Source organism: Mycobacterium sp. NGS17 (genome assembly GCF_059813205.1).
Genome location: NZ_JCALED010000006.1, coordinates 62,541 through 86,523, shown reverse-complemented (window position 1 = coordinate 86,523; position 23,983 = coordinate 62,541). Strand labels below are relative to the sequence as shown.

Genomic DNA, 23,983 nt, shown 5'->3' with positions numbered 1-23,983 from the left:
ACCCCATGTGATCTGGGGCATAAAAAATCCATGACCACCGGTCAGATCACACTGCCCGAGGGGGTCTGGAGAATATCCGGTACCTGCGGTACTGTCTGGACACAGCACGTCCAAATGTAAACCTCGTTGGGGAGGCCTGGATATGGCTAGGACGCGAATGGTCCGGCGTTGGCGCAGCAACATGGAAGTGCGCGACGACGCCGAATACGTCAACATGCTTGCCACACTGTCCGAGGGGTCGGTGCGGCGCAACTTCAACCCGTACACCGACATCGACTGGGATTCGCCAGAATTCGCCGTCACGGAGAACGACCCGCGGTGGATTCTGCCGACGACCGACCCGCTGGGCCGGCACCCGTGGTATCTGGCGCAGTCGGACGAACGCAAGATCAAGATCGGGATGTGGCGCCAGGCCAACGTGGCCAAGGTCGGACTGCACTTCGAATCAATCCTGATCCGCGGGCTGATGAACTACACGTTCTGGGTGCCCAACGGGTCGCCGGAGTACCGGTACTGCCTGCACGAGTCGGTTGAAGAGTGCAACCACACCATGATGTTCCAGGAGATGGTCAACCGCATCGGCGCCGACGTGCCTGGCATGCCGCGGATCCTCAAGTGGCTCTCGCCGTTGGTTCCGCTGGTGGCCGGCCCGCTGCCGGTGGCATTCTTCATCGGCGTACTCGCCGGCGAGGAGCCCATTGACCACACTCAGAAAAATGTTCTGCGCGAAGGCAAGTCGCTGCATCCCATCATGGAGCGGGTGATGGCCATCCACGTGGCCGAAGAGGCTCGCCACATCTCGTTCGCCCACGAGTTCCTGCGCAAGCGGGTTCCGGAATTGACCAAGAGACAGCGGTTCTGGACCGCGCTGTACCTGCCGCTGACCATGAAGGTGCTGTGCCGCGCAATCGTGGTGCCCCCCAAGGCATTCTGGCGCGAGTTCGACATCCCGCGTGAGGTGCGCAAGGAACTGTTCTTCCGCTCGCCGGAATCGCGTAAGTGGCTCAGCGACATGTTCGGTGATGTGCGGATGCTGGCTTATGACACCGGCCTGATGGAGACGCGCTCGGCCCGGTTGATGTGGCGGTTGTGCAAGATCAACGGCAAGCCTTCGCGTTACCGCAGCGAGCCGCAGCGCCAGCACCTGGCCGCGGTCCCGGCCGCCTAATAACTGCGAGATCCTTTATGCCGCACGTTATTACCCAGTCGTGCTGTAACGACGGGTCCTGCGTCTTCGCGTGCCCGGTGAATTGCATTCACCCGTCACCAGATGAGCCGGGCTTCGCCACATCGGAAATGCTCTACATCGATCCGGTGGCGTGCGTGGACTGCGGCGCGTGTGTCAGCGCATGCCCCGTCGGCGCGATCGCACCCGACACCCGGCTGGACTCCAAGCAGCTGCCTTTCATCGAGATCAACGCCTCCTTCTATCCGGATCGGCCGAAGGACGAGAAGCTGCCGCCGACGTCGAAGCTGGCCCCGGTGATCCCGGCCGCCGAGGTGCACGCCCGCCGGAGGCCGCTGACCGTGGCCATCGTCGGATCGGGGCCCGCGGCGATGTATGCCGCCGACGAACTGCTGACCCAGCAGCGCGTCTGCGTCAACGTCTTCGAAAAGCTGCCTACGCCTTATGGATTGGTGCGGGCAGGGGTGGCGCCCGATCATCAGAACACCAAGAGGGTCACCCGTCTTTTCGACAGGGTCGCCGGTGATCGCCGGTTTCGGTTCTATCTCAACGTCGAGGTTGGCAAGCAGCTGAGTCATGCGGACCTGCTGGCTCACCACCACGCGGTGCTGTACGCCGTCGGCGCACCCGATGACCGCCGGCTGGATATCGAGGGCATGGACCTGCCCGGTACCGGTACCGCAACCGAACTGGTCGCGTGGATCAATGGGCATCCCGACTTCGCCCACCTGCCAGTCGATCTCAGCCACGAGCGGGTGGTGATCGTCGGCAACGGCAACGTCGCGCTCGATGTTGCCCGGGTGTTGACGGCGGATCCCGACGACCTGGCCCGCACCGACATCGCCGACCACGCGCTGGCAGCCTTCCGGGGTTCGGCGGTGCGCGAGGTGGTGATCGCAGCCCGGCGTGGCCCCGCGCAGTCGGCGTTCACGCTGCCCGAGCTGATCGGGCTCACCGGCAGCTCCGAGGTGGTGCTCAGCGCGGCCGACCATCAGCTGGTGGCGGCCGATCTCGCGACCGCTTCGGACGCGTTGACCAAGCGCAAGCTGGAAATCTTGAGCACGCTCGGCGACGATTCGACGCCGTCATCGCGTCCGAGGATCAGGCTGGCCTATCGGCTCACCCCGAACCGCGTGCTGGGGGAGCAACGCGCGACCGGTATCGAGTTCTCGGTCACCGGCACCGACGAGACGCGCGTGCTGGACACGGGCCTGGTGCTGACGTCGATTGGCTACCGCGGCAAGCCGATTCGCGATCTTCCCTATGACGAATCGTCGGCCGTGGTGCCGAACGACGGCGGCCGCGTCGTCGAACCCGGATCCGGTGAACCGGTGCCCGGCGCCTACGTCGCGGGCTGGATCAAGCGGGGGCCCAGTGGGTTCATCGGTACCAACAAGTCCTGCTCGTTCGAGACCGTCCAGTCCCTGGTGGCCGACTTCAATGCAGGCAAGCTGACCGATCCGGTCGGCAAGCCCGAGGCGCTGGCCGCCCTGGTGCACTCCCGTCAGCCCGAGGCCATCGACGCGGCGGGGTGGCGCGCCATCGACGCCGCCGAGATCGCGCGCGGCAGCGCTGAGGGCCGGCCCCGCAACAAGTTCACCGACGTTTCCGCCATGCTCGCGGCGGCGGCCACCGCAGAACCGGCGCCGCCACCGCGGCGCCGGCTGCTGGATCGCCTGCTCGGCTAGTTCGCTGCCTGCCCGGCCATCGCCGCCGAGATCTCGTCCATGCTGACCTCGCGGACCGGCTGGCCCAGTGACCAGTGGTGGCCGAACGGGTCGGCCACCATGCCGTAGCGATCGCCCCAGAACTGGTCGTCCAGCGGGGTCACCACGGTTGCGCCCGCGTCAAGCGCGCGCTGGAAGCTGGCGTCGACGTCGGTGACCTCGAGGTGGATCGTGACGGGGGTGCCGCCCAGCGACGTCGGCGTCATCGATTTGCCCCCACACATTTCGGGGAAGTCGTCGTTGAGCATCACCGTGAAGCCGTTGATACGCACCGCGGCGTGCACCAGTTTGCCGTCGGGGCGCGGCACGCGCCCTATTTCCTCCGCCCCAAAAGCCTTGACGTAGAAGTCGATTGCCGCGGCGGCATCGTCGACCACCAGGTGCGGGGACAGTGCCGGTTCGATGTTGATCGCCATGCTGGTTCTCCTTGTTCGGTTCCCGTTCCTGCCCGGGGGACGGGCAGGCCCACGATTTATGACTGCGTCGGCGATGGAAACTCATCGCGACGACAACCATTAGATCGCCGGGTACCGACAATCGAGCGGCTCAGGCGTTGGTGAGACTGCGGTCCCAGCCCTCGACGGTCTCCGGGCTGCGCGGGCCGGGGCCCACGTAGATGGCCGACGGCCGGACCAGCTTGCCCAGCCGCTTCTGCTCGAGGATGTGGGCGCACCACCCCGCGGTCCGGCCGCAGGTGAACATCGCCGGCATCATGCTGGCCGGTACTCGGGCGAAGTCCAGCATCACCGCGGCCCAGAACTCGACGTTGGTCTCGATCGCCCGGTCCGGACGGCGTTCGCGCAGCTCCGCGAGGGCGGCCTGCTCCAGCGCGACGGCCACCTCGTGGCGTGGCGCGCCCAGCCGTTCGGCGGTAGCGCGCAGCACCCGGGCCCGCGGGTCCTCCGCGCGGTAGACCCGGTGCCCGAAGCCCATCAGCTTGTCGCCGCTGTCCAGGATCTTCTTCACCAGGCCCCGCGCGTCGCCGGTGCGCTCGACCTCCTCGAGCATCGGCAGCACCCGCGCCGGCGCCCCGCCGTGCAGCGGGCCACTCATCGCGCCGATCGCACCGGACAACGCGGCCGCAACGTCGGCGCCGGTCGAGGCGATCACCCGTGCGGTGAACGTCGAGGCGTTCATGCCGTGCTCGGCGGCCGAGACCCAGTAGGCGTCAATCGCTTCGACGTGCCGCGGGTCCGGCTCACCCTGCCACCGCGTCATGAAACGGGCGGTGACCGTGTCGCATTCGTCGATGATCCGCTGCGGGACGGCGGGCTGGTAGATGCCGCGCGCCGACTGCGCGACGTAGGACAGCGCCATCACCGACGCCCGGGCGAGCTGGTCGCGGGCGACGGTCTCTTCGGTGTCCAGCAGCGGCTTGTACCCCCAGATCGGGGCGAGCATCGCCAGGCCCGCCTGCACGTCGACGCGGACGTCGCCGGTGTGGATGGGCAGCGGGAAAGGCTCGGCGGGCGGCAGGCCGCGGCCGAACTTGCCGTCGACCAGCAGCGCCCACACGTCGCCGAACGTGACCTGCTGGGTCACCAGGTCTTCGATGTCGACACCGCGATAGCGCAGCGCACCGCCGTCTTTATCCGGTTCGGCGATTTCGGTGGTGAAGGCGACCACGCCCTCGAGGCCGGGGACGAAGTCTTCGGGGACCACAGTCATACCGAAAATTCTCGCACCCCCTGATCGGCCCGACGCTACCGGCCGGTAGCAAGCGCCGGTAGCGTGGACCCGATGGCAGGACCAGACCCCGAACCAGGAAAAGAGCACCTGCAAAGAATGCGTGTGGAGTACGGGTCGGTGGAAAAAGACGGCAGTCCAGATCTCGACGCGGATTGGCTCGATGACGGCTGGGTTTCGTTGTTGCGCAAATGGATCGACGACGCCGAGCGGTCGGGTGTCGCCGAACCCAACGCCTTCGTGCTGGCGACCGTCAGCGCCGACGGCAGGCCGGCCAGCCGGTCGGTGTTGTGCAAGAGCGTGGACGAGACCGGAATCACTTTCTTCACCAACTATGACTCGGCCAAGGGCGACGATCTCGCGGCCACCGGGTACGCCTCGGCGACCTTTCCCTGGTACCAGCTCGGCCGTCAGGTCCACATCCGCGGGCCGGTGAGCAAGGTCAGCGCGCACGTCACCGAGGACTACTGGTCCAAGCGGCCGCGCGGGTCGCAGCTGGGCGCCTGGGCGTCGCACCAATCGCAGCCGATCGCCTCACGGGCGGCCCTGCTCGACCAGCTGAGCGAGGTGACCGCCCGCTTCGCCGACCGCGAGCACGTCCCGGTCCCGCCGGGCTGGGGTGGCTATCTCATTGCCCCGGAGCTGGTTGAGTTCTGGCAGGGCCGGGAAAACCGATTGCACAACCGCATCCGCATCATCGGCGACCGGGTGGAGCGCCTGCAGCCCTGACCGCGTCGTACGGGAATCGATTGCCTGCGTGACCAGCAGACTCGACCCCGGGCAGGCGTCTTATCCTCATAACGACTACTTTTGCAGTAAGCACCAAGTCAGCAGCCATTCAGCCAGAGCGCAAAGGGGTTCTCGTGGCAGACACCGACGACACCGCCACTTTGAAGTACCCGGGCGGCGACACCGACCTGCAGATCGTCAAGGCCACCGAGGGTGCTGACGGCATCGCGCTGGGCTCGCTGTTGTCCAAGACCGGCTACACCACGTTCGACAACGGCTTCGTCAACACCGCCGCGTGCAAGAGTTCCATCACCTACATCGACGGCGACGCGGGCATCCTGCGCTACCGCGGCATCCCGATCGAGCAGCTCGCCGAGAAGTCGACCTTCATCGAGGTGAGCTACCTCTTGATTTATGGCGAGCTGCCCAGCAAGGAGCAGCTGGCCGACTTCACCAAGCAGATCCAGCTGCACACCATGCTGCACGAGGATCTCAAGCGGTTCTTCGACGGCTTCCCGCGCAACGCGCACCCGATGCCGGTGTTGTCCAGTGCCGTCAACGCGCTCTCGGCCTACTACCCCGATTCGCTCGACCCGATGGACAGCGAGGACGTCGAGCTGTCGACGATCAGGTTGCTCGCCAAGCTGCCGACCATCGCGGCCTATGCCTACAAGAAGTCGGTCGGCCAGCCCTTCCTTTACCCGGACAACTCGCTGTCGCTGGTGGAGAACTTCCTGCGGATGACGTTCGGCCTGCCCGCGGAGCCCTATCAGGCGGATCCCGAAATCGTTCGGGCGCTGGACATGCTGCTCATCCTGCACGCCGACCACGAGCAGAACTGTTCGACCTCGACGGTCCGGCTGGTGGGGTCGTCGCAGGCCAACCTGTTCACCTCCATCTCCGGTGGCATCAACGCGTTGTGGGGGCCGCTGCATGGCGGCGCCAACCAGGCGGTGCTCGAGATGCTCGAGAAGATCCGCCAAAGCGACGACGACGTCAGCGAATTCGTGCGCAAGGTCAAGAACCGCGAAGAAGGCGTGAAGCTGATGGGCTTCGGTCACCGGGTCTACAAGAACTACGACCCCCGCGCGCGCATCGTCAAGGAGCAGGCAGACAAGATCCTGGCCAAGCTGGGCGGCGACGACGACCTGCTGAGCATCGCCAAGGAGCTCGAAGAGGCGGCGCTCACCGACGATTACTTCGTCGAGCGCAAGCTCTACCCGAACGTCGACTTCTACACCGGCCTGATCTACCGGGCGCTGGGTTTCCCGACCCGGATGTTCACCGTCCTGTTCGCGCTGGGGCGGCTGCCGGGGTGGATCGCGCACTGGCGCGAGATGCACGACGAGGGCGACAGCAAGATCGGGCGGCCGCGCCAGATCTACACCGGTTACACCGAGCGCGACTACGTCACCATCGACGCGCGCAAGTAAGCGGATCCGCAAGCGCGGCAATCACATTCGCGATGTGAGCGAGGCCAGCACCGCCATCGCGGCGTTGTGGCCGCCGATGCCCGACACCGCCCCGCCCCGGCGTGCGCCGGAGCCGCACAGCATGATCCGTTCGTGCGCGGTGGCCACACCCCATTGCCGCGCGGGGGTGTCCAGCGGGTCGTCGTCTTCGGCGAACGGCCACGACAGGCCGCCGTGGAAGATGTTGCCCGCCGTCATCCTCAGGGTGCGGTGCAAGTCCAGCGTGGTCGTCGTCTCGATGCAGGGCCGGCCGCGCGCGTCGCTCAGCAGAACCTCTTGAACCGGTTCGGCCAGAACGGAATTCAATGACGCCAGTACGGCGTCGGTCAGCCGGTCGCGCAGGGCGCCGGAGTAGGTGCCGTCGAACAGCGAGTGCGGCGTATGCAAGCCGAACACCGTCATCGTATGCGCGCCCGAGTCGCGCAGGCCGGCCGAGAGGATGCTCGGGTCGGCCAGCGAGTGGCAATAGGCCTCGCAGGGCAGCGGATTGGGGATGTGCCCGGTCGCCGCTTGCGAATACGCGGCGTCGAGCTGGGTCCAGGTTTCGTTGACGTGGAAGGTCCCGGCGAAAGCGTGCTCGGGTCTCACCTTCTCGTCGAGCAGCCGGGGCAGCCTGCGCAGCACCATGTTGACCTTGACCTGCGCGCCCTGGGGCGGGGGCGGCGGTCGGTCGCCGACAAGCCCGGCCAGGACTGTCGGTGTGACGCCGGCGAGAACGAACCGCGCCCGGATCCGATGCTCTTCGTCGCCGGTGCGATATCTCACCTCGCCGCTGGGATCGACGGCGTAAACCTCTGCGCCGGTGGTGATTTCGGCGCCATAGCCCTCTGCCGCCGCGGCCAGGGCCGTGGTGACCGCGCCCATGCCGCCGATCGGGACGTCCCAGTCGCCGGTGCCGCCGCCGAGCACGTGATACAGAAAGCAGACGTTCTGCGCCAGCGAAGGGTCGTCGAGGCGGGCGAACGTGCCGATCAGCGCGTCGGTCGCGATCACCCCGCGCACCACGTCGTTGCGCACCGCGTCGGCGATCGCGTGTCCGATCGGCTCCTCGATCATCGCGTGCCACGCGCGCGCCGCGCGGCGATCGGCGCCTCGCATCACCTGCCGGCGGACGCCCTCGCGGGTGCGCAGCGGCTCGAGCAATGTCGGCCACAGGCGTTCGGTGACCAACCGGCAGCGTTGATAGAAGTCGGCGAACCCTCGCGCATCGCCCGCGGCCCCGATGCCGGCGAAGGTGTCACCGTCCGACCCGATCAGCAGCCCGCTGCGGCCGCGGGTCGCGGGATCGGGTGTGTAGGACGAAAACGGCCGCCGGGCCAACCGCACGCCGGCGCCCAGATCCTGGACGATCCGCGCGGGCAGCAGGCTGACCAGGTAGGAGTAGCGCGATACCCGAACGCCGACACCATCGAAGGCGTGCGCCGAGACCGCCGCGCCGCCGGTGTGGTCGAGCCGTTCCAGCAGGCGAACCCGCAGGCCCGCGCGGGCCAGGTAGGCGGCCGCCACGAGGCCGTTGTGGCCGCCTCCGATGACGACGGCGTCGACTTGGCTCGGGTGGCCGCTCAGCTCAGGTAGCCCTCGACCTCGTCGGGCGGGCGCACCTCCGCCTCCCGAGGGTCGCCGCCGGTCTCACGTAGGGCCCGGCGCTGCCGCAGCAGGTCCCAGCACTGGTCGAGTTCCACCTCGACCCGCCGGAGGCGGTCATGCTCTTCGGACGTGTCGATGTCCCCGCGCTGCAGCTGGGCCCGCAGCGCCTTCTCCTCGGCGACCAGGTCGCGAATCACTGCCAGCGTGTCGTTGTCGGTCGGTTTACTGCCGTTGGCCATCACTCCAGTGTGCCCGACTCGCCAGCTAGTGGACGGCCCCGCCGACCCGCGGCGGCGATGGAGCGCTAGCTGGGGCCCGGGAGCCGCAGCACCAGCCGCGCCCCACCCAACGGGCTGCTCTCCAGTGCCGCCGTTCCCCGGTGCAGCTGGGCCTGCTGGGCAACCAGTGCCAACCCCAGGCCCGACCCGGAATGGGAGGCCGTCGAGCCACGAGAAAACCGATCGAACACCACCTGGCGCTCGTCCTCGGGCACGCCGCTGCCGTTGTCGTCGATGGCGATCTCGACGCCGGCGCGCGAGCTGACCGCCGAGAGCTGGACCTTGGTGGCGCCGCCATGCTTGACGGCGTTGGCGATCGCGTTGTCGACGGTGAGCCGCAACCCGGCCGGTAACCCGACGATGATGCAGGTGGGTGACGGCACGAGCGAAACGTCGACCCCCGGATAAATCCGGGTGGCGTCATGGGCCGCGCGGTCGAGCAGCTCGGTGATGTCGACGGGCACGTGATCGTCAGCCGTCGACAATTCGCCCTGGGCCAACCGTTCGAGGGCGGTCAAGGTGGCCTCGATCCGCGACTGGGTGCGTACGACGTCGCCCAGCACCTCTTTGCGCTGTTCGTCGGGCATGTCGAGGGTGGACAGCACTTCGAGGTTGGTACGCATCGCGGTCAACGGAGTGCGCAGTTCGTGCGAGGACACGGCGGCGAAGTCGCGGGCCGACGCGAGCGCATCCTTGGTCCGGTCCTGTTCGGTCCAGATGCGTTGCAGCATGCCGCGCATGGCTTCGGCGATCTCGACGGCCTCGCTGGCGCCGCGCACCGCTACCTGTGGGCGCTCGTCGGCGTCGATCGAACGGGCTTGCTGGGCAAGGCGTTTGAACGGTCGTACCGCGAAAGCCGCCAGGAGCCAAGCGAATACCGCCGCCGCACCGATGGAGAGCGCACAGATCAGGATGACCCGGCGATGCAGGTTGTTGGTCTGGGCGATCGTGTCGTCGTACGTCGCACCCACCGCCACCGTCGCAGGCTGCGGCGTGCGGACCTCCAGGGTGCGAACCCGGTAGCGCACCCCGTTGATGTACGTGTCGGCATACCCGACATCCAGCGGCGGCAGCGTGACGTCCGAGTTGGACATGACCTGACCCTCGCGCCGGACCGTGATGACGGTGTCCTGGTCGTTGGGGGTGCGCGGGATGTCGGCGAGTCCACGCGGCAGGAAGGGGATGGCGAAGCCCGCCGCCTCGTCCAGGCGGCGATCGAGTCGTTCCTTCCAGGCGCTGGTGATACCGAACCACACGACGGCGCCCGCGATGACCACCACGATGGCGGTGCCGATGGCCGTCGCGACAGCGACCCGCGCCCGTAGCGATGGCGTACGGGTCGCAATCCGGGACAGAAAGTTCATTGCCGGTCGACCTGCTTACTGCATGCGCAGTACGAATCCCACTCCGCGGACGGTGTGCAGCAGCCGGGGACCACCGTTCGCCTCCAGCTTGCGGCGCAGATACCCGATGAAGACGTCGACGACGTTGGTGTCGGCGGCGAAGTCGTAACCCCACACCAGCTCGAGCAGTTGCGCGCGGGACAACACCGCAGTCTTGTGTTCGGCCAGCACCGCCAGCAGGTCGAATTCCCGCTTGGTCAGGTCGACGTCGACGCCGTTGACCCGGGCACGCCGTCCAGGGATGTCGACTTCTAGCGGCCCGACCGTGATGGTTTCCGACGAGGACGTGGCGGTGGCGCCGCGGCGGCGCAGCAACGCCTTGACCCGCGCGACCAGCTCGGCGAGCACGAAGGGTTTGACCAGGTAGTCGTCGGCTCCGGCCTCGAGGCCCGCCACCCGATCGTCGACCGAGCTGCGCGCCGACAGGACGCAGACCGGGACGTCGTTGTCCATGGCGCGCAGCGCCGTGACGACGCTGACGCCGTCCAGCACCGGCATGTTGATGTCGAGCACGATCGCGTCCGGGCGCGTCTCGGTGGCGCTGCGCAACGCCTCGGCGCCGTCGACCGCGGTCGACACCTCGAATCCGGACAGCCGCAGACCGCGTTCGAGCGACGCGAGCACATCTGAATCGTCGTCGACGACCAAGACCCGCGGTGAGCTAGCGCCTGTGTCCATGCCGCCCATTTTGCCTGATTGTCGACTATGGCTGTGGGAGGCGCGACCTTGCGGCCGAGCAGTCGCAAAAGCACCCGACACGCCGAGGAAAACGGGACATTTGCGTCTGCTCGCGGGTCTACGCGCCGGGCAAACCGATGTTGCGGTAGCGCCGCAACCGGGCGGCGAGCCGCTCGGCGGCGGGGAGCTCGCGCAGCGCATGTACCTCGGCGGCGATGGCCCGCGCCAATCGCCGCGCGAACTCGACCGGCTCGTCGGCGGCGTCGGGATACTCCGGCACGACGGCGTCGACGACTCCCGACTTCAGTAGATCGGCCGACCGGATGCCTTGGGCCGCAGCAAGTTCGGCAGCGTGCTCGGTGTCGCGGAACACGATCGCGCTGGCGCCCTCCGGCGGAAGCGGGGCCAGCCAGCCGTGCAACGCGGCGAGCACCCGATCGGCCGGCACCATCGCCAGCGCGGGCCCGCCGCTACCCTGGCCCAGCAGCACCGACACCGTCGGGGTTTCCAGCGTCACCAACTCGGCCAGGCATTGCGCGATCTGCCCGGCCAGCCCGCCCTGTTCGGCTTCGGCCGACAGCGCCGGCCCCGCGGTATCGATCGCCAGCACCAGCGGCAGGCGCAACTCGGCAGCCAGCGCCATGCCGCGCCGGGCTTCGCGCAGCGAGGCGGGCCCCACCCCACCTTTTTCGAAGCCGCCCGTCAGCCGCTGCTGGCCCAGCACCACCACGGGCTGGCCGGCGAACCGGGCCAGCGCCAGCAGCGTGGTCGCCGCCTCTCCCTGGCCGGTCCCCGACAGCAGCACCCGATCGGTGGCGCCGTGCCGCAGCAACAGGCCCACCCCCGGCCGGTCGGGCCGTCGCGACGCCACCACCGAGTCCCAGGCCGCGACGTCGGGCGTCGGTTCGGCCGGCGCCGGCGCGGGCAGCGGCCCGGGAGCGTCGACGATCACGGTCATCGCACGGTCCAGCGTGCGGCGCAGCTCCTCGAGCCGCACGACGCCATCGATCACGCCGTGCCGCTGCAGGTTCTCCGCGGTCTGCACGCCCTCGGGAAAGGGTTCGCCGTACAGGAGCTCATACACCCGCGGGCCGAGAAAGCCGATCAACGCGCCCGGTTCGGCGACCGTCACATGGCCCAGCGACCCCCAGGACGCGAACACCCCGCCGGTGGTCGGATTGCGCAGATAGACCAGGTAGGGCAGGTGCGCTTGCCTGTGCAGCCGGACCGCCGCGGCGATCTTCACCATCTGCAGGAACGCGACCGTGCCCTCCTGCATGCGGGTGCCACCGGAGCTCGGAGAGGCCAGCAGCGGCAACCCCTCGGCCGTCGCCCGCTGCACCGCTGCGGTGATCCGCTCGGCCGCGGCGACCCCGATCGACCCGCCCAGGAAGCCGAATTCGGAGACCACCACCGCGACCCGCCGGCCGAAGACGCGTCCCTCGCCGGTGAGCACCGATTCGTCCAGGCCCGTCGCGGCCCGGGCGTCGGCGAGCTCCTGGGCGTAGGACGGGCCGACCGGCACGTCGAGCGGTTCACCGTCCCAGCGGACGAAGGAATTCTCGTCCAGCACCGCATCGCGGAGTTGAGCAGCCGTGATACGACTCACGAGACGAGGCTATATAGGGTGGCTGCCATGATCGGTGTTACCCAGGCCGAGGCCGTTATGACGATCGAGCTGCAGCGTCCCGAGCGCCGCAACGCGTTGAACTCCCAGCTGGTCGAAGAGCTGCGCGAGGCCGTGCTGAAGGCCGGCGACGGCTCCACCCGCGCAATCGTGCTGACGGGTCAGGGCACGGTGTTCTGCGCCGGCGCGGACCTGAGCGGTGACGCCTTCGCGGCCGACTACCCCGACCGGCTCGTCGAGCTGCACAGGGTGCTCGATGCCACGCTGATCCCCGTGATCGGGGCCATCAACGGCCCGGCCATCGGTGCCGGCCTGCAGCTGGCCATGCAATGCGATCTGCGGGTCGTCGCACCCGACGCGTTCTTTCAGTTCCCGACCTCGAAATACGGCCTGGCCCTGGATAACTGGAGCATTCGGCGACTATCGTCGCTCGTCGGTCACGGCCGGGCCCGGGCGATGCTGCTCACGGCCGAAAAGCTGACCGCCGACGTGGCGCTGCAGACCGGGATGGCCAACCGCATCGGGACGCTCGCCGACGCCCAGGCCTGGGCCGCCGAGATCGCCGGTCTGGCACCGCTGGCGATCCAGCACGCCAAGCGGGTGCTCAATGACGACGGTGCCATCGAAGAGCCCGGGCCGGTGCACAAGGAACTGTTCGACAAGGCCTGGGGCAGCCAAGACGTCGTCGAGGCCCAGGTCGCCCGGATCGAGAAGCGGCCGCCGAAGTTCCAGGGGGCCTGACGACTATGCGCGGGACGCTACGGCTGGTCGCCGGTACGGCGTCGCTGGCGGCCGGTGGTTGGCTGGTGCGAGCGTTGCACGGCGCGCCGGACGCGCTCGGCGCCCACCCGGCATCGATCGCCGAGGCGGCCGCCGGGTCGCCGCACTACCGTGACGGTGTTTTCGTCAACGTCGAGCCCGCCTCCGAAATCAAGATGGACCGCGAGCAATTGCGGCTCATCGCGTGGGAGCTGATCGGCAACCGGGGCGGCAGCCGTCCGAAGGGGCCGATCCCGCTGGCCTCGCCGGGGATCCTCGACGCCGGCCCGGGCCGGCTGGCCGTCAGCTGGTTCGGCCATTCCACGGCGTTGCTGGAGATCGACGGCTACCGGGTGCTCACCGATCCGGTGTGGAGCGACCGGTGTTCGCCGTCGGACGTCGTGGGCCCGCAGCGGCTGCATCCGCCGCCGCTTCCGCTCGAGGCGCTGCCCGCCGTCGACGCGGTGGTGATCAGCCACGACCATTACGACCACCTGGACATCGACACGGTCAGGGCGCTGGCCCGCACTCAGCGGGCACCGTTCTTCGTGCCGCTCGGCATCGGGGCCCACTTGCGCCGGTGGGGGGTACCGGAGCCGCGCATCGTCGAGCTCGACTGGCATCAGAGCGCCAAGGTCGACGAGCTGGAGGTGGTATGCGTACCGGCGCGGCACTTCTCGGGACGCTTTCTGGACCGCAATACGACGCTGTGGGCGTCGTGGGCGTTCGTCGGCCCCAAGCATCGCGCCTACTTCGGCGGCGACACCGGCTACACCAAGAGTTTCGAGCAGATCGGCGCCGATCACGGGCCGTTCGACCTGACTCTGCTGCCCATCGGGGCCTACAACACGGCGTGGCCCGACGTGCACATGAACCCCGAGGAGGCGGTGCGGGCGCATCTGGACGTCACCGACGGCGGACTGTTGGTGCCGATCCATTGGGGCACTTTCCGATTGGCCCCGCACCCGTGGGCCGAACCGGTTGAGCGCCTGCTCACCGCCGCCGCGCCGGAGCGGGTGAAGGTGGCGGTGCCGCTGCCGGGTCAACGCATCGATCCCGCGGCGCCGGAGGAATCCGCCCCGTGGTGGCGGCTGTAGATCGCCCCGGCGCGCACGCGCGTAGGGTTCGCGCATGATCAAACGCGCGGCCGGGGCCGGCCTCACCGCGGCGCTGCTCGGGTTGACGGGTTGCGGCTCCGCGCAGCCGACCGCCGGGTCGCCGTCCACGTTGTCTGACGTCCCGCCCAACCAGGTTTCCGGCGTGGCGATCCCCGCCGGCCGCGTGGACGATGCCGCGGCGAAGCTGGACGGGCTGGTCGGCGACTTGATGAAAAGCACCGGCATCCCGGGGATGGCCGTAGCCGTCGTTCACGGCGGAAAGGTGTTGTACGCCAAAGGCTTTGGCCTAAAAGATGTGAGCCGAGGGCAAGGTCAGGACAACAAGGTGGACGCCGACACCGTCTTCCAGCTGGCCTCGGTGTCGAAATCGGTGGGCGCGACGGTGATCGCGCACGAGGTCAGCGACAACGTCGTCGGGTGGGACACGCCCGTCGCGTCCAAGTTGCCGTGGTTCACGCTGAATGATCCCTACGTCACCAGTCATGTGACCATCGGCGATTTGTATGCGCATCGCTCCGGGTTGCCGGACCACGCGGGTGACGAGCTGGAAGACCTGGGCTACGACCGCCGGCAAACGCTGGAGCGGCTCAAGTACCTGCCGCTGGACCCGTTTCGAATCAGCTACGCCTACACCAACTATGGGATCACCGCCGGTGCCGAGGCGGTGGCGGCCGCGGCGGGCAAGCCATGGGAGGAGCTGTCCGACGAGGTGCTCTACCGCCCGCTGGGCATGGCGTCGACGAGTTCGCGGTTCGCCGACTTCATCGCCCGGCCCAACCACGCCGTCAACCACATCAAGATCGACGACAGGTGGCAGGCCCGCTTCCAGCGCGACCCGGATCCCCAGTCGCCGGCTGGCGGCGTGAGCTCATCGGTGAACGACATGGCGCGCTGGCTATTGATGTTGCTGGGCAACGGAACCTACGACGGTCACCGGGTCGCGTCGCCGGAGGCCCTCCTGCCCGCCACCAGCCCGCAGATGGTGTCATCACCCGCCAAGACGCCGCAGGCGCGCACCGGGTTTTACGGATACGGCTTCAACTCCTCGGTCGATTCGTCGGGACGCACCGAGTACAGTCACTCCGGCGCTTTCGATTTGGGAGCGGCCACCAACTTCGTGGTGCTGCCTTCCGAGGATCTGGGCATCATCGCGCTGACGAACGCCGCGCCCTACGGCATCCCCGAAACGCTCACCGCCCAGTTCATGGATCTGGTTCAGTACGGTCAGATCCGTCAGGACTGGGCGCCCTTGTACAAGAAGGCGATCGGCTGGCTGAACAACCCGCTCGGCTCGCTGGTCGGCCGGCAACCCCCGACCAACCCCGCCCCGGCCAGGCCGCTCGGTGACTACGCCGGCAGCTACGCCAGCGACTACTGGGGACCGGCCGTAGTGACCCAGCACGACGGCGCGCTGCAACTGCGGATGGGTCCGACAAACCGGACGGCCACCCTCACCCACTGGGACGGCGACACCTTCACCTTCACGTTGACCGACGAAAACGCCCCACCCGGAACGGTTTCCAAGGCCGTTTTCGGCGACCATACGCTGAACTTGGAGTACTACGACTCGGACAAGCTGGGAACCTTCACGCGATGACTCACGCCTCTGGCCTCACCGACGCCGAAGTGGCCCAGCGGGTGGCCGACGCCAAGAGCAACGCGGTACGGGAACGCGCCACACGCAGCATCACCGACATCGTCCGGGCCAACGTGTTCACCCGGATCAACGCGATCCTGGGAGTGTTGCTGCTGATCGTGCTCGCGACCGGTTCGCTGATCAACGGGATGTTCGGGCTGCTGATCATCGCCAACAGCGTCGTCGGCATGGTGCAAGAGATCCGGGCCAAGCAGACGCTGGACAAGCTCGCCATCGTGGGGCAGGCGAAACCCTTGGTGCGCAGGCAATCCGGGACCAGGGCGGTGCCGCCCGGTGAAGTGGTACTCGACGACATCATCGAGCTGGGCCCCGGAGATCAGGTGGTCGTCGACGGCGAGGTCGTCGAGGAGGCGAACCTGGAAGTGGACGAGTCGCTGCTCACGGGGGAGGCCGACCCGATCGCCAAGGCCGTCGGCGACGCGGTGATGTCGGGCAGCTTCGTCGTCGCGGGCAGCGGCGCGTACCGCGCCACCAAGGTCGGCCCGGACGCCTACGCGACCAAGCTCGCCGAGGAGGCCAGCAAGTTCACCCTCGTGAAATCCGAACTGCGCAACGGCATTAACCGCATCCTGCAATTCATCACCTACCTATTGGTGCCCGCCGGACTGCTGACCATCTACACCCAGCTGTTCACCACGCGCGCGGACTGGCGGCAGGCCGTGCTGCGCACGGTCGGCGCACTGGTGCCCATGGTCCCCGAAGGGCTGGTCCTGTTGACGTCGGTCGCGTTCGCGGTCGGGGTCGTGCGGCTCGGTCAGCGCCGGTGCCTGGTTCAGGAGTTGCCCGCCATCGAGGGACTCGCGCGCGTCGACGTGGTCTGCGCGGACAAGACGGGCACCCTGACCGAGAGCGGCATGCGGGTGGCAACCGTGGACGAACTCGACCCCGCGGCGAATGGGATTGCCGATGTGCTGGCCTCGCTGGCCGCCGCCGATCCGCGACCCAACGCGAGCATGCGGGCCATCGCCGAGACCTATCACCAGCCCCCCGGCTGGACCGCCACGGCGACAGCACCTTTCAAGTCGGCCACCAAATGGAGCGGTGTTTCTTTCGACGGGCACGGGAACTGGGTGATGGGGGCTCCGGACGTGTTGCTCGAGCCGGCCTCGGCGGCGGCCGAACAGGCCGAGCGGATCGGCGCGCGGGGGCTGCGGGTCCTGCTGGTCGGCGCGGGTGACGTCGCCGTCGACCATCCCGACGCGCCGGGCCGCGTCACCCCGGTCGCGCTGGTGGTCCTCGAACAGAAGGTGCGCCCGGACGCGCGCGAGACTCTGGATTACTTTGCCGAACAAGGCGTTTCGGTCAAGGTGCTGTCCGGGGACAACGCGGTCTCGGTGGGCGCCGTCGCCGGAGAGCTCGGGCTGCGCGGCGAGGCGATGGACGCGCGCCAATTGCCCTCGGAACCTGCACATTTGGCCGACGCGCTGGACACCCACACCGCCTTCGGCAGGGTGCGGCCGGACCAGAAGCGCGCCATGGTGCACGCTCTGCAATCGCACGGGCACACCGTCGCGATGACGGGCGACGGCGTCAACGACGTGCTGGCCCTCAAGGATGCCGACATCGGTGTCGCGATGGGCGCCGGCAGCCCGGCAGCGCGCGCCGTGGCGCAGATCGTCTTGCTGGACAACAGATTCGCGACGCTGCCTTACGTCGTGGGCGAGGGCCGTCGGGTGATCGGCAACATCGAACGCGTCGCCAACCTGTTCTTGACCAAAACGGTGTACTCGGTCCTGCTGGCGTTCCTGGTGGGCGTCGAATGTCTGCTGGCCAAACCGCTGGGGGCCGACCCGCTGCTGTATCCGTTCCAGCCCATCCATGTCACCATCGCGGCCTGGTTCACCATCGGCATACCGTCGTTCATCCTGTCGCTGGCGCCCAACAACGAACGCGCCCACCCGGGCTTCGTGCGCCGGGTCCTCACGTCCGCGCTGCCCTGCGGACTGATCGTCGGCAGCGCGACGTTCGCCTCCTACCTGCTGGCGTATCACGGGCGTCACGCCAGCTTCGTCCAACAGGATCAGGCGTCCACGGCTGCCCTGATCACGCTGCTGATGACGGCGTTGTGGGTGCTGGCGGTGGTGGCCCGGCCGTATCAGTGGTGGCGGGTGGCGCTGGTGATCGCTTCTGGTCTGGCCTATGTCGTGATTTTCAGCCTGCCGTTGGCACGCAAGGAGTTCCTGCTCGACCCGTCCAACGTCGCGGTGACGTCGACGGCGGTGGGCATCGGCGTGCTGGGCGCCGCCGCGATCGAGGCCACCTGGTGGATCCGCGCCAAAGTGCTGGGCGTGCGGCCGCGGCTGTGGCGCTGAGCGCGCCGAACTCACCCGCAGCGGGCCCTCGCCGGCCAAGTACGATGCCGGGGAAAAGGGAGGCTGCATGGGATTCCTGGACAAGGCAAAGGACCTGTTGTCGCAGAACGCCGACAAGGTCGAGATGGCAATCGACAAGGCCGGCGAGTTCGTCGACGACAAGACGCAGGGCAAGTACACCGACACCATCCACCAGGTGCAGGAGCAGGCCAAGAAGGCCACCGGCGCTGCGGACACCGGCGACCAGCAGAACTGAGCGATGGCGAAGCTCTCCGGATCCATCGATGTCCCGCTGCCACCCGAGGTGGCCTGGCAGCACGCCTCCGACCTGTCCCGGTACAAGGACTGGCTGACCATCCACCGGGTGTGGCGCAGCATCCTGCCCGACGAGATCGAAAAGGGCACGGTCGTCGAGTCGATCGTCGAGGTCAAGGGCATGTACAGCCGGATCAAATGGACGGTCGTGCGCTACAAGCCGCCCGAGGGCATGACGCTCAACGGCGACGGCGTCGGTGGGGTCAAGGTCAAGCTGATGGCCAAGATCGCACCCAAGGACGACGGGTCGGTCGTCAGCTTCGACGTGCACCTCGGCGGCCCGGCGCTGTTCGGCCCCATCGGCATGATCGTCGCCGCCGCCCTGCGCAGCGACATCAACCAATCGCTGGAGAACTTCGTCACGGTGTTCACCCGGGCCGACCCGAGCACCAACGGAGACGGTGCGGCTCATCGCTGATCGCCGGCGATGAGTTTCGGGCGCGGCGGCAGTCGATAGTGTGAAGCCCTTTCCTTCGGGCCAGGACACCATCAGGAGGTCACCGTGCCTATCCGTGACTGCGCCCCGCTGGGCGCTCCATGCTGGATCGATCTGACCACATCCGACGTCGGCCGCGCCCAGGAGTTCTACGGCCTGGTCTTCGGCTGGACGTTCGAGTCCGCCGGATCCGAGTACCACGGCTACGTCAACGCCGCCAAGGACGGTCACCCGGTGGCCGGCATCATGGCCAATCGGCCGGAAGCCGAGTCGCCCGACCGCTGGGCCACCTACTTCCACACCGCAGAGATCGACACCACAATCGCGGCCGTGACCGGGGCCGGTGGTGCGGTGTGCATGGCGATCGAGGTGCCCGCCAAGGGCCACATGGCCGTCGCGACCGACCCCGCCGGCGCCGTCTTCGGGCTGTGGCAGCCGCTGGAACACCGCGGCTTCGAGCTCATCGGGGCCTCGGGCGCCCCGGTGTGGCACCAGCTGACCACACGCGGCTACGACGCGGCCCTCGACTTCTACCGCGAGGTTCTCGGATGGCAGACCGAGACTGTGTCCGACACCGACGAATTCCGTTACAGCACGGCACGATTCGGTGACGAGCAATTGCTCGGCGTGATGGACGGCGCCTTCTTGCCGGAGGAGATCCCGCCGAACTGGGTGATCTTCTTCGGTGCCGAGGACGTCGACAAGACACTGCGGGTCATCGCCGACAACGGCGGCGCGGTGGTGCGCGACGCCGAGGACACCCCGTACGGACGGCTGGCCGCCGCCAGCGATCCGACGGGTGCGATCTTCAACTTGTCCTCGCTGCAGGCCTAGCGTCTCTGGACGGCAGCGTCACGCCGGCGTGGCCGTCGGCGAGTTGCGCCACGCTAGCGGGACGCTCGCTCACGGGAGCCGGCCCCGTAGTCCGTTAGTCTCGCTAGCATGACTCGCCGACTGCGTCCCGGTTGGCTGGTGGCCCTTTTCGCCGTCATGGTGTCGGCCAGCGCATGGCTGCCGTGGCTGCGGACGCGGGTGAACGGCGGGGGCTGGGCCAACGCCATCGGCGGCGCCCACGGCAACTTGGAGCTGCCGCGGGGGTTCGGCGCGGGTCAGCTGATCGTTCTGTTGGCCTCGACGCTGTTGGTGGTCGGCGCCATGATGGGTCGTGGTTTATCGGTGAGGCTCGCTTCGGTTGCCGCACTGCTGATTTCGTTGCTGATCGTGGCGCTGACGGTCTGGTACTACAAGCTCAATGTCAATCCGCCGGTGTCGGCCGAATACGGGCTGTACGTCGGCGCGGGCGCGGCCGTCGGTGCGGTCGGCTGCTCGCTGGTGGCCGTCATCGCCGCCTTGGCTTCCCGCCGGCCCGGTCGCTGACTTTCAGGCGGGTGGGAATTCGTGCTGTCCCGAGGCGCCGCTGCTCTCGGGCTCGTTGACACCGAATACGAAGGGCGCGAACACGATTTCGCGTCCGTCCGGGTCGCGGAAGGTGGCCGCCCCTGTCGCCGCCCAGTACGGGTGCTGCTCGACGGGCTCGACGCCGGCGTCGCGCAGGCGCGCGAGGGCGGCTTGCTGCGCCTGCTGGTCGGGAAAGTACAGACACAGCTGTTCGTGGGGGTCCACCGCGACGTCGTCGCTGGCCTCGACGATTTCCATGGTGAGGTTCCAGCTGGGCAACCCGAAGATTGCGCCGTTGCTTCCGTAGCTGTCCCCGAAGGTCTCGTAGAGCGGCAGGCCGACCAGATCGCGGTAAAACTGCACGGTTTCAGCGAAATGTGCGGAGCGGCGCGCGAAACGGATGGCGCCGATCGGCGCGAGTTGCAGTGGCCAGTGTGTGTGGCGGTGCCTGCCGGTGCGCATCACAGTCCGATCGCGGCAGCGGCCGAGTCGGAGGTGTCCCAGCACCGCAATTGCGCACCGGGCGCCCAGGTGGAGTGGGTCCCACTGGAAATACGTTCGGGCAGTTGAAGTTTGCAGACCGGGCCGTCACCGACGCGGGACGCGTCGAAGACCAGACAGTAGGAGGCGTCGGTGTTCATGTCGGTGGTGAGGGTGACCAGGTAGCCGTCGTCCTCACCGACGGCGCCCACGCGTGGCGCCATCGCGGTCTCACTGCCGTAGACGCCCTCACCGAACGAGAACACCTCCTCGGTTCCGGCGCGCAGGTCGTGTTTAACCAGGCCGTCGAACAAGAACCAGCCTGGCCTGCCGGTGGCGGCGTAGGTGTAGCGGTAGTCGCCGCCGGCGCATTCGGGATTGATGGTGCCGAATTCGGTGATGGACTCCGAAAGCCGCTCTTCTCGTACCGCCCCGGTGACCAGATTGAACCGCCACCGGTGCAGCCGTGCCTGCAGGCGATCGAGGGCGAGGAAGCGAAACAGCTTCTCCCACTTCGTCCCGCCGGTATCGAGCGGGGACGGATCGCCCTCGAAGAAGCCGTCGAGCACGATCTCGTCGCCGTCCTCGTAGGCGTTGGTGAAGTGCAGCACGAAGGTGGGGTCGGCCTCGAACCAGCGAATGTCTGCGGTGCCGCCGCGGCGCGGGATCACCGCGAACCGCGACGGGATGTCGGGGTAGAAGCGCGGCAGGTGCACGTCGTGCTCGAGCAGCTGGGGATCCCAGAACAGCGGGAAATCGTTGAGGATGGCGTAGTTCTCGGTAAACGCCATGTCGTGGGGCAGACGCGGACCGGGCAGCGGGATGTCGACGTAGTGCGCCAGCTGGTTGTGTTCGTCGACCACGCCGTAATGCATGTACGGCTCTTGCTTGCTGTAGTTGAAGAACAGCAGTTCACCGGTTCTGTTGTCTACCTTGGGATGTGCGGACACACCCCACTCGACGGGGAAGCCGCCGCTCCAGGACTCCTTGCCCAGCGTGGCGGCCGAATACGGATCGATCCGGTACAGGTCGCCGCACTGGTAGAAACTGGTCAGCGCGATCCCGCGGTGGACGATGACGTCGGTGCTCGACGCGTCCTTCATCTTGGTACGTGCGCCCCACCCTTGTTCGCGCCGCGCCAGTTGCACGGGCTCGGCCAGACCCGGCCACAGCGGCTCACCGGCCTCGTTCTCGGCCAGAAACCCGTCCGTGCGGATAAAACGGTTGCGGTAGAACGCCTTTCCGTCACGGAAGCCGACCACGTGCACCATGCCGTCGCCGTCGAACGGATGATAGGTCTTCAGCGCCGGATGGAGCGGGTTCTCGGTGTTGCGCAGGTAGACGCCGTCCAGATCGCGGGGGATTTCGCCCTCGACAGCGCGGACGTCGTCGGCGTCCCACTCGGTGGTCTGGGGCCGCCACGGTCCGGTCCGGTAGGGATGCTCGTCGTCCTCAGGCAGCGTGGAAAGGAACTTGCCGACGATCTCAACATCCATTCTCACTCGCCTCCGGTGCCGCTGACGACGAAACTCACTGTGGTGGCGGTGCTGCCGCCGAAGTTCAGCGTGCCGAAAGTTTGGGCGTCATCGACCTGGTATTCGCCGGCGTCGTCGCTGACCTGCTTGGCCGCGTCAAGCAGCATCCGCACGCCGGAGGCTCCGACCGGATGTCCGCCGCCGATCAGGCCGCCGCTGGGATTGATCGGCAAGCGGCCGCCGATCTCGATTTCGCCGTTCTCGATTGCCTTCCACGATTCACCCGGGCCGGTCAGCCCAATGTGGTCGATCGCCAGGTACTCGCTGGGGGTGAAGCAGTCATGCACTTCGAATCCGTCGACGTCGTCGAGGCTGCGCCGGGCGCGGCGCAGCGCGTCGAGTACCGCGGCCCGCACATGGGGCAGGACGTACGGGTCGCCATCGGCGCGGTCGAGTTTTTGTCGCAGACCCAACCCGACGGTGCGATGGCCCCACCCGTCGATTCGGGCGATCGCGCGCGCATCGGGATGGTCGCGCAGATACGCGTCGTTGACGAGTACCAATCCGGCGCCGCCATCGGTCATTTGGCTGCAGTCGAATCGACGAAGCCGGCCTTCGGTGATCGGGTTGCTCGCGTCGTCGTCGGTGATCGGGTCGGGGACGATCCATTCCCGGGTTTGAGCGTTGGGGTTCCGCCGTGCGTTGGTGAAGTTCAGCTGTGCGATGGCGCGCAGGTGCGCGTCGTCCAGGCCGTACCGCCGGTCGTACTCGTCGGCCACTTGCGCGAACATGGATGGCCATAGGTAGCGGGCGTCGGCCCCCTCGTGCCCGGTCCACGCGGCCGCACCCAGATGCTGCGCGGCGGTGTCGCCGGGGACGGTCTTCTCCAACTCGATGCCCATCACCAGCGCGGCATCGTAGGCGCCCGATCGCAGGTCGGCCATCGCCGAGAGCGCCGCCACGCTGCCGGAGGCGCACGCCGCCTCGTGTCGTGAAGCCGGTGTATCCCAGAGGCCGTCGCAGACCGTAGCCGGCATCGCCCCGAGGTGGCCCTGACGCGCGAACATCTCGCCGAAGGCGTTGCCGACGTGCACCACCTCGATGTCGGCCGCATCGACCCCGGCCGCCGCCAGCGTGGCGTCGACGACCTCGGCGGTCAACGCGGCGAAGTCGCGGCCTTCTTTGGTGAGGTTGCGAGCGAAATCGCTTTGATAACCACCGAGAATCCACACACCGGCCGAGTCATCCATACGCCGACGGTACTCCGGGACGGCGGGGATGTTCAGCGCTATCGGCCACCCGATGCGGGTCGGCCAAGAGCCGAGAAAAAGGGGCGGCCCCGTCGGCTCTCGGGCTGAACCGACGGGACCTAGACGGGTGCGCAGGCCGGCCGACGCACACGCCTCTGTTGCATCATTGCCACCGATGGGGGTCGACAAACATGCGGACCCTAACTCGTTCGCTTGTGCGACACCGTTGGCGCGCACCGGGCGGCCGACGATTTTCGTTACGCGCGTGTGCAATAGAGCTTCGGAGAACTGTGCCGGTGCAAGGCTGAGCTGCGGCAATGTGGTGCGCTTGTACCGATCGGCGGCTCGCGTCGCCGCTCGGCTTCCGACGGAGTCCGACGCGCCAACCGCCTGCGCCGAGGCGCGCACCG

At 67.9% G+C, this 23,983-nt stretch carries 22 protein-coding genes; 12 read left to right on the top strand and 10 right to left on the bottom strand.

Translation table 11 applies throughout. The features are described from left to right. Positions 1–142: 142 nt before the first annotated feature. Both AC5Y7E_RS14735 and AC5Y7E_RS14730 read left to right on the top strand, forming a co-directional pair. The gene (locus AC5Y7E_RS14735; protein WP_499949594.1) at positions 143–1,168 is read left to right on the top strand and encodes an AurF N-oxygenase family protein; all 1,026 of its coding nucleotides are present in this window, start codon (positions 143–145) and stop codon (positions 1,166–1,168) included. 17 nt (positions 1,169–1,185) lie between these two features. Continuing rightward, on the top strand, positions 1,186–2,874 hold the full coding sequence (locus AC5Y7E_RS14730) for a 4Fe-4S binding protein (RefSeq protein ID WP_499949593.1): 1,689 nt from the start codon (positions 1,186–1,188) through the stop codon (positions 2,872–2,874). On the opposite strand, the gene AC5Y7E_RS14725 is transcribed toward AC5Y7E_RS14730, so the two are convergent. Continuing rightward, positions 2,871–3,329 (bottom strand): VOC family protein, encoded by a 459-nt coding sequence (locus AC5Y7E_RS14725; protein ID WP_499918536.1) that lies wholly within the window; start codon positions 3,327–3,329, stop codon positions 2,871–2,873. The genes AC5Y7E_RS14730 and AC5Y7E_RS14725 overlap by 4 nt on opposite strands. 130 nt (positions 3,330–3,459) lie before the next feature. Next, positions 3,460–4,581: a citrate synthase 2 gene (locus AC5Y7E_RS14720; RefSeq protein WP_499918535.1), complete on the bottom strand. Its 1,122-nt coding sequence runs from the start codon at positions 4,579–4,581 to the stop codon at positions 3,460–3,462. A 117-nt stretch (positions 4,582–4,698) separates the two neighbouring features. On the opposite strand from AC5Y7E_RS14720, the gene pdxH reads away from it, so the two are divergent. Together pdxH and AC5Y7E_RS14710 are read left to right on the top strand one after the other, a co-directional pair. After that, on the top strand, positions 4,699–5,328 hold the full coding sequence (pdxH, locus tag AC5Y7E_RS14715) for a pyridoxamine 5'-phosphate oxidase (protein ID WP_499949757.1): 630 nt from the start codon (positions 4,699–4,701) through the stop codon (positions 5,326–5,328). A gap of 134 nt (positions 5,329–5,462) precedes the next feature. Next, entirely contained in the window at positions 5,463–6,761 is a 1,299-nt protein-coding gene (locus AC5Y7E_RS14710) for a citrate synthase (protein ID WP_499918534.1), read from the top strand. 21 nt (positions 6,762–6,782) lie between these two features. On the opposite strand, the gene AC5Y7E_RS14705 is transcribed toward AC5Y7E_RS14710, so the two are convergent. The 5 genes from AC5Y7E_RS14705 to AC5Y7E_RS14685 all read right to left on the bottom strand — a co-directional run bounded on the left by AC5Y7E_RS14705 (position 6,783) and on the right by AC5Y7E_RS14685 (position 12,355). Continuing rightward, positions 6,783–8,366, bottom strand: coding sequence for a phytoene desaturase family protein (locus AC5Y7E_RS14705; protein ID WP_499949756.1), 1,584 nt, complete (start codon positions 8,364–8,366; stop codon positions 6,783–6,785). Continuing rightward, a complete protein-coding gene (locus tag AC5Y7E_RS14700; protein WP_067126442.1) occupies positions 8,363–8,626 on the bottom strand; it encodes a DUF2630 family protein in 264 nt (87 codons plus the stop codon). The genes AC5Y7E_RS14705 and AC5Y7E_RS14700 overlap by 4 nt, the downstream gene beginning before the upstream one ends. Before the next feature lie 65 nt (positions 8,627–8,691). Then, positions 8,692–10,029: a sensor histidine kinase gene (locus AC5Y7E_RS14695; RefSeq protein WP_499918533.1), complete on the bottom strand. Its 1,338-nt coding sequence runs from the start codon at positions 10,027–10,029 to the stop codon at positions 8,692–8,694. 15 nt (positions 10,030–10,044) lie between these two features. Next, on the bottom strand, positions 10,045–10,755 hold the full coding sequence (prrA, locus tag AC5Y7E_RS14690) for a two-component system response regulator PrrA (RefSeq protein ID WP_007777113.1): 711 nt from the start codon (positions 10,753–10,755) through the stop codon (positions 10,045–10,047). 109 nt (positions 10,756–10,864) lie between these two features. Then, entirely contained in the window at positions 10,865–12,355 is a 1,491-nt protein-coding gene (locus tag AC5Y7E_RS14685) for a carboxyl transferase domain-containing protein (RefSeq protein ID WP_499949591.1), read from the bottom strand. 27 nt (positions 12,356–12,382) lie between these two features. On the opposite strand from AC5Y7E_RS14685, the gene AC5Y7E_RS14680 reads away from it, so the two are divergent. The 8 genes from AC5Y7E_RS14680 to AC5Y7E_RS14645 all read left to right on the top strand — a co-directional run bounded on the left by AC5Y7E_RS14680 (position 12,383) and on the right by AC5Y7E_RS14645 (position 20,347). Then, positions 12,383–13,114, top strand: a complete 732-nt coding sequence (locus AC5Y7E_RS14680) for an enoyl-CoA hydratase (RefSeq protein ID WP_499949590.1) — start codon at positions 12,383–12,385, stop codon at positions 13,112–13,114. Between the two features lie 5 nt (positions 13,115–13,119). Beyond that, complete coding sequence (locus AC5Y7E_RS14675) at positions 13,120–14,229, top strand: MBL fold metallo-hydrolase (RefSeq protein WP_499949589.1); 1,110 nt, start codon at positions 13,120–13,122, stop codon at positions 14,227–14,229. A 34-nt stretch (positions 14,230–14,263) separates the two neighbouring features. Beyond that, entirely contained in the window at positions 14,264–15,847 is a 1,584-nt protein-coding gene (locus AC5Y7E_RS14670) for a serine hydrolase (RefSeq protein ID WP_499949588.1), read from the top strand. Next, positions 15,844–18,219 (top strand): cation-translocating P-type ATPase, encoded by a 2,376-nt coding sequence (locus tag AC5Y7E_RS14665; RefSeq protein ID WP_499949586.1) that lies wholly within the window; start codon positions 15,844–15,846, stop codon positions 18,217–18,219. Before AC5Y7E_RS14670 ends, AC5Y7E_RS14665 begins: the two co-directional genes overlap by 4 nt. Before the next feature lie 67 nt (positions 18,220–18,286). Then, positions 18,287–18,475 (top strand): antitoxin, encoded by a 189-nt coding sequence (locus AC5Y7E_RS14660; RefSeq protein ID WP_007777099.1) that lies wholly within the window; start codon positions 18,287–18,289, stop codon positions 18,473–18,475. 3 nt (positions 18,476–18,478) lie between these two features. Next, the gene (locus AC5Y7E_RS14655) at positions 18,479–18,952 is read left to right on the top strand and encodes a type II toxin-antitoxin system Rv0910 family toxin (RefSeq protein WP_499918526.1); all 474 of its coding nucleotides are present in this window, start codon (positions 18,479–18,481) and stop codon (positions 18,950–18,952) included. Positions 18,953–19,036: 84 nt separating this feature from the next. Further along, positions 19,037–19,804 (top strand): VOC family protein, encoded by a 768-nt coding sequence (locus AC5Y7E_RS14650; RefSeq protein ID WP_499949585.1) that lies wholly within the window; start codon positions 19,037–19,039, stop codon positions 19,802–19,804. A 108-nt stretch (positions 19,805–19,912) separates the two neighbouring features. Next, the gene (locus AC5Y7E_RS14645) at positions 19,913–20,347 is read left to right on the top strand and encodes a hypothetical protein (protein WP_499949583.1); all 435 of its coding nucleotides are present in this window, start codon (positions 19,913–19,915) and stop codon (positions 20,345–20,347) included. A gap of 3 nt (positions 20,348–20,350) precedes the next feature. On the opposite strand, the gene AC5Y7E_RS14640 is transcribed toward AC5Y7E_RS14645, so the two are convergent. The 3 genes from AC5Y7E_RS14640 to AC5Y7E_RS14630 are packed head-to-tail and all read right to left on the bottom strand — an operon-like array spanning position 20,351 to position 23,573. Beyond that, positions 20,351–20,830, bottom strand: a complete 480-nt coding sequence (locus AC5Y7E_RS14640) for a VOC family protein (protein ID WP_499949582.1) — start codon at positions 20,828–20,830, stop codon at positions 20,351–20,353. Next, complete coding sequence (locus tag AC5Y7E_RS14635; protein WP_499949581.1) at positions 20,830–22,344, bottom strand: carotenoid oxygenase family protein; 1,515 nt, start codon at positions 22,342–22,344, stop codon at positions 20,830–20,832. Before AC5Y7E_RS14635 ends, AC5Y7E_RS14640 begins: the two co-directional genes overlap by 1 nt. Positions 22,345–22,346: 2 nt before the next feature. After that, entirely contained in the window at positions 22,347–23,573 is a 1,227-nt protein-coding gene (locus AC5Y7E_RS14630; RefSeq protein ID WP_499949579.1) for an acetyl-CoA acetyltransferase, read from the bottom strand. Positions 23,574–23,983 lie beyond the last annotated feature (410 nt).

Coding starts and splice junctions, on each gene's coding strand:
- AC5Y7E_RS14735 (WP_499949594.1), top strand. CDS start 143: ATGGCTAGGACGCGAATGGTCCGGCGTTGGCGCAGCAACATGGAAGTG.
- AC5Y7E_RS14730 (WP_499949593.1), top strand. CDS start 1,186: ATGCCGCACGTTATTACCCAGTCGTGCTGTAACGACGGGTCCTGCGTC.
- AC5Y7E_RS14725 (WP_499918536.1), bottom strand. CDS start 3,329: ATGGCGATCAACATCGAACCGGCACTGTCCCCGCACCTGGTGGTCGAC.
- AC5Y7E_RS14720 (WP_499918535.1), bottom strand. CDS start 4,581: ATGACTGTGGTCCCCGAAGACTTCGTCCCCGGCCTCGAGGGCGTGGTC.
- pdxH (WP_499949757.1), top strand. CDS start 4,699: ATGCGTGTGGAGTACGGGTCGGTGGAAAAAGACGGCAGTCCAGATCTC.
- AC5Y7E_RS14700 (WP_067126442.1), bottom strand. CDS start 8,626: ATGGCCAACGGCAGTAAACCGACCGACAACGACACGCTGGCAGTGATT.
- AC5Y7E_RS14695 (WP_499918533.1), bottom strand. CDS start 10,029: ATGAACTTTCTGTCCCGGATTGCGACCCGTACGCCATCGCTACGGGCG.
- prrA (WP_007777113.1), bottom strand. CDS start 10,755: ATGGGCGGCATGGACACAGGCGCTAGCTCACCGCGGGTCTTGGTCGTC.
- AC5Y7E_RS14680 (WP_499949590.1), top strand. CDS start 12,383: ATGATCGGTGTTACCCAGGCCGAGGCCGTTATGACGATCGAGCTGCAG.
- AC5Y7E_RS14675 (WP_499949589.1), top strand. CDS start 13,120: ATGCGCGGGACGCTACGGCTGGTCGCCGGTACGGCGTCGCTGGCGGCC.
- AC5Y7E_RS14670 (WP_499949588.1), top strand. CDS start 14,264: ATGATCAAACGCGCGGCCGGGGCCGGCCTCACCGCGGCGCTGCTCGGG.
- AC5Y7E_RS14665 (WP_499949586.1), top strand. CDS start 15,844: ATGACTCACGCCTCTGGCCTCACCGACGCCGAAGTGGCCCAGCGGGTG.
- AC5Y7E_RS14660 (WP_007777099.1), top strand. CDS start 18,287: ATGGGATTCCTGGACAAGGCAAAGGACCTGTTGTCGCAGAACGCCGAC.
- AC5Y7E_RS14655 (WP_499918526.1), top strand. CDS start 18,479: ATGGCGAAGCTCTCCGGATCCATCGATGTCCCGCTGCCACCCGAGGTG.
- AC5Y7E_RS14645 (WP_499949583.1), top strand. CDS start 19,913: ATGACTCGCCGACTGCGTCCCGGTTGGCTGGTGGCCCTTTTCGCCGTC.
- AC5Y7E_RS14640 (WP_499949582.1), bottom strand. CDS start 20,830: ATGCGCACCGGCAGGCACCGCCACACACACTGGCCACTGCAACTCGCG.
- AC5Y7E_RS14635 (WP_499949581.1), bottom strand. CDS start 22,344: ATGGATGTTGAGATCGTCGGCAAGTTCCTTTCCACGCTGCCTGAGGAC.
- AC5Y7E_RS14630 (WP_499949579.1), bottom strand. CDS start 23,573: ATGGATGACTCGGCCGGTGTGTGGATTCTCGGTGGTTATCAAAGCGAT.